This is a genomic window from Roseburia sp. OF03-24, assembly GCF_003463035.1.
Lineage (GTDB): Bacteria > Bacillota > Clostridia > Lachnospirales > Lachnospiraceae > Roseburia > Roseburia rectibacter.
This window is the reverse complement of sequence record NZ_QSCK01000064.1, coordinates 1-4,612: the sequence shown is the minus strand read 5'-3', so window position 1 is coordinate 4,612 and position 4,612 is coordinate 1. Positions and strand designations below refer to the sequence as shown.

The window sequence follows — 4,612 nt, the reverse complement described above, 5'->3', positions numbered from 1 at the left end:
AGCATCGAGTCATGGATGACTCGTTGTTGCCGGTCACGTCACTCCGCCATAACCTAAATTAGGCAGACCTAGCTTTTCTTATTTTCGGACAACGGAACCAAAATTAATTCGGCTTTGCGCAAGATGCCGCTCACAGACCTACAACACACCATTTGGGCGGGCGATTTATTTCATAAACAAACCAGCATTTGGCGGACAGTTCATGTTTATTTTTTTACGCAAAAATAGATGTACCTACATCCAACTTGATGATAGTACATCTATTTTCATATGTCAATTATATTTTTAACACCCTGACTTCTGCATTAATGCCAGCACTTCTTCTTTTGACGGAATGGCAGGTATCCCACCTCTCTTTTGTACACACAATCCGGCAACCGCATTTCCCAAAACGGCACATTTTCTGATTTCTTCCCACTCCAGCTTCTCAATGGGTTTATTCAAAGAAAGAATCCCACATAAAACACCACCCCAGAACGAATCTCCTGCTCCGGTCGTGTCAACTGCCTTCGTTTTAAATGCTTTTATAATCTCTTTTCTATTTTGGGTTGCCATAAGCACACCCTTTTCTCCAAGTGAGACTGCAAGCAGTTTTGATCCCATGGCAAGCAGTCTGTCCGCTGCATCTTCATAACTTTCTGCACCGGTCAGGAGTATACTCTCTTCATCGGACACTTTCATGACATCTGCCAGTTCTATGACCGATCTCATTTTTTCAACTGCGATTTCTTTACTCTTCCACAAAGATGGACGGTAATTCGGATCGTATGAAATAAGTGCACCTGCTTCTTTTGCCATTTTCGCTGCTTTGATCGTTGCACCTTCCGTCGGCTCATCGGTCAGCGACAGCGATCCAAAATGGAAAATCTTACAATCAGAAATTAATGTTTGATCCAGTTCTTCTTTTCTTAACTGTGTATCTGCTCCCGGTTTTCTTGCAAAAGAAAATTTCCGTTCTCCAGTTTCATCGTTTTCCACAAATGCCAGCGTTGTAAAATAAGCTGGATCTTCTATGACCGCATCTGTGTTTATGCTTTCTTTTTCAAGGGTTTTCTTTAAAAATGCTCCATGCATATCTGCCCCGACTTTTCCAATAAAAGAGGTACGATACCCGAAATGGCTGGCAACTGTCAGCAGGTTTGCCGGTGCACCTCCTGGGTTTTGTTCAAACAGTTTTCTTCCATCCTGACTGTATCCTGCTTCCGTAAAATCGATCAGCAGTTCGCCAATGCGGCAATATCAACCTTTTTTTCCATGTTTCAGTTCCTCCACATTCTCGTTATAACGTTTTTTATTTAACCGGTAGAAAAACAGTACGACCGCTGTCACGATCCAAAGTATTCCTGGAATTGTAATAAATGCATGTTTCATAACAGAAAGTACTGCTGCATTTTGTGTCTGATTTGCAACATAACCGTATTTTCCAAGTAATCCTGCTAAAAGTGAGGTTCCGACCGCCATTCCGATCTTATTTCCCAGTGAAATAAACGCATACTGAAAGCCATCATTTCTAAGCCCTGTTTTCCTCTCCCCATATTCCACACAATCAGGAATGATCGCATAAATTGCAGTATTAAATCCAGAGAAGAAAAACTGTGTCAGACCGGATAAAGTATAAAAAACAACCGGTGATTCCTTTGCGTTAAAGAAAAACATTGTAAGCATTGCAATTCCTGTAAGTAATGCAAAAACAGATGCCGTTCTGCCTTTATTATTCAATTTGCGAAATACCGGCTGGAAACAGGCTGCCCCAATGATAGAAGGAATAATGATACACATGGAATACGTTGTATAATAAGAAGCATTCCCCTCCACGTATGTAAAATAATACAAAATGTCTGCGTTTCTTCCATATAAGGATTCGGGTGTCAAAAGGTGTTTTTTAATTTTTTGATTGGCAGATTGTTCTGCGCATGATGGGAATTACGGCTATTTCTAATGTTGCTGACTGCTGCGTTTTCTATCTTAACGGCAGTTATGGTATATTTTTAGAAATTCTTGTATTCGTAAGCGGCTCGTGGCTCTATTTAGGAAATGTACTGATTGGCTATTCGTGGGCACAATTTATAATGACGCACATGAATATCCCCTTTACAGATACACGTAAGAAAATGTACCGGATAGTTGCACTTGTTGCCTGTATTCTGCTGGTCATCAACATTTTCTATCCGCTGGTATTTAACAGTAAGGATGGCGTATATCAGAGGGGACCAGCGTATAGCATTTTCCTGTTCTTTGCATTTTTTTATATTTTGGACAGCCTGTATTTATATGGCAGGTGCCGCAAAAAAGTTGGTACGCTGAAACTGTTTCCTGTACGGGTATTTCTCGTTCCTATTATATTCGGGTTAGTTGTACAGGCACTTTTTGTAGAGATTGCCATTACATGGACATCCATTGCGATCGCGATCGCGGGAATCATGACAGCACTGAAAAATGAAATAATTTTTGTAGATCGTCTTACAGGATTGTATAACCGTGTGTATCTGGAGTTTCTGCAAAAACAGGCTTGTAAGAAAAAAGGCGTCTGGGTCTCAGGTATCATGATTGACTTAAACGGTTTCAAGCAGATTAACGATAACTACGGACATTCTGAGGGAGATGCTGCACTGATCATTGTTGCTGATCTGCTTCGGAAATCATTCAGCGAATATGGCATAGTAACCAGATATGCAGGCGATGAGTTTGTTGTAATGTTAAACACAACGGATGAGCAGTTTATCCCGGAACTGATTGAGCGCGCAAAAAAGAATTTTCAGGAAGAAAACCAGACAAATGACAAACCATATCAGTTATCAGCCTCTATGGGATATGCAGTCTCCAACCTGGTTGTCGAGACAATGGATGATTTTATGAACCGTATCGATAAGCAGATGTATCAGGATAAGCTGGTATATTATGAGAATCATAACCGCAGGAAAGGATAAATCATACTTAAACAAAACAGGAGAAAATCTTTACATAAAAGATTTTCTCCTGTTTTGTTATTACTACACTCATCTGTCCATTATCGATTGTATCTGTTCTGTACTTCTGCCGGTTATTTCGGCGATTTTATCTATGGAATAACCGCATTTCGCCATATTGTGAATCATTTCTGCTATAGCTTCTTCTCTGCCGATTTCAATTCCTTTACTTTTTCCAATTTCTTTACCAATTTTAATTCCTTCATTTTTGCCGATTTCAATTCCTTCGTTTTTGCCGATTTCGATTCCCTCATTTCTGCCATCCTCTTTACCAGCTTCATATTCTGCCTTTCGGAGTTTCTTTTCTTCCCACTCTTTATCATACTCTAATATACTCACCATCTTTACCTCCGAACGATTCTTCCGAAGAAATTCCACTAAAATTCCTTCTTTGATGCATTCCGTGATTGCCCTTTCAACTGCATCATTCAGATTCAGCTCTGATGCATATTTTCGGACTCTCGCAACATAAATGGCATATTCCTTCAACGTCTGGCACTGTTCCATCAGTTCTTTGTTGTGTCCTTCGTTCACATTTAACATCAGAACTTTTAACTCTAAATCCGGCTCTCCTGCCAGATGCTCATATGCTGATGAAAGTTTCAGTTCCATACGGTCTTCTACGTCATCGGTTCCATTGTAAAACACCATAAACTTCGGTGCCGGAATCTTCTGCAGCTTTGACGAATATAGTGACTTATCGTTCACAAACTGCTGGTATTCGATTCCTATGTAAATCAGATCCCGCAATGGTATATTGGGATTGATCGTCGACTGATGTTCATAGAGATAAATATTCGTCTCTAACATAAATGCCAGGTCATTTTTCATTCCCATATAGATCGCGTTTTCCAACGTGACAATCTTAAGGGCTTCCGCATTCTGATAATGACTTCCGGTCACTGCGTTGTACAGGGATAAGAGATTTTCTTTCTCTGAAAACAGCATGCGGAATACAGTGTCTTTGTACTGACGGTTGGCTGTCGGTATCTTTTCTGATACCTGCTCGCTCTTCTTCATATTCAGTTCCTCCTGTGTGCAGGAGGCTCATCCAGATCTCCTGCTTTTCATTTTTGTGGATAAAAAGCATAGATTTCTGAAATGTTTTTTGAAATTTAGACGGATGTATACATCCTGATAGTCGTGCAGACAGAATTGCCGGATTCATAATTATGGCATCGGATAGATGTCTGCATCGTAGAAATATGCTTTGATTTATTTTACCATACGTCATCCTTAGTATGCAACCAATTTGAAATTTCTTGTGCAGGTTGTACAAAAACATGGTTGCAGTTCACAGATTACCCTGCGGACTGTAACTTCGCAGCCCCATGTAAAGTTTTGCTTCGCAAAAGGAGCTGCTCACCCCCACATCATGTTCATACGCGCCTGAACAGCAAAGTGTTCAAGTGATAAGTGAACAGTAACAAAACAAGCGGCTATTTTTAAAGAAAGACAGGGTCCGGCTGAATATCAATCCGGACACTGTCTTCCCTGTCATTTTCTGACAGTTGCACACTTTAAATTTTTCTATTTACTGACCTTAGCTTTTTTCACGGATGAATATTTTCCATACACTTTTTTGCCCGTGGAATCTATTTTATAAGCCCGGATGCGCACATAGTATGTCTTTCCTTTTTTCAGTT

General features: G+C 40.2%; 3 protein-coding genes and 1 pseudogene. 1 reads left to right on the top strand and 3 read right to left on the bottom strand.

Annotated features, from left to right (window positions below; all coding sequences use genetic code 11):
- Positions 1-285: 285 nt before the first annotated feature.
- Both DXA60_RS18250 and DXA60_RS18245 read right to left on the bottom strand, forming a co-directional pair.
- Complete coding sequence (locus DXA60_RS18250) at positions 286-1,215, bottom strand: carbohydrate kinase family protein (protein WP_243006958.1); 930 nt, start codon at positions 1,213-1,215, stop codon at positions 286-288.
- 24 nt (positions 1,216-1,239) lie between these two features.
- Positions 1,240-1,860: pseudogene (locus tag DXA60_RS18245) on the bottom strand (MFS transporter); the annotation flags it as partial.
- A 53-nt stretch (positions 1,861-1,913) separates the two neighbouring features.
- On the opposite strand from DXA60_RS18245, the gene DXA60_RS18240 reads away from it, so the two are divergent.
- Positions 1,914-2,927 (top strand): GGDEF domain-containing protein, encoded by a 1,014-nt coding sequence (locus DXA60_RS18240; protein WP_117922671.1) that lies wholly within the window; start codon positions 1,914-1,916, stop codon positions 2,925-2,927.
- 69 nt (positions 2,928-2,996) lie between these two features.
- Here DXA60_RS18240 and DXA60_RS18235 read toward each other — a convergent pair whose 3' ends face one another.
- Positions 2,997-3,986, bottom strand: a complete 990-nt coding sequence (locus DXA60_RS18235; RefSeq protein ID WP_117922670.1) for a hypothetical protein — start codon at positions 3,984-3,986, stop codon at positions 2,997-2,999.
- Positions 3,987-4,612: the final 626 nt, after the last annotated feature.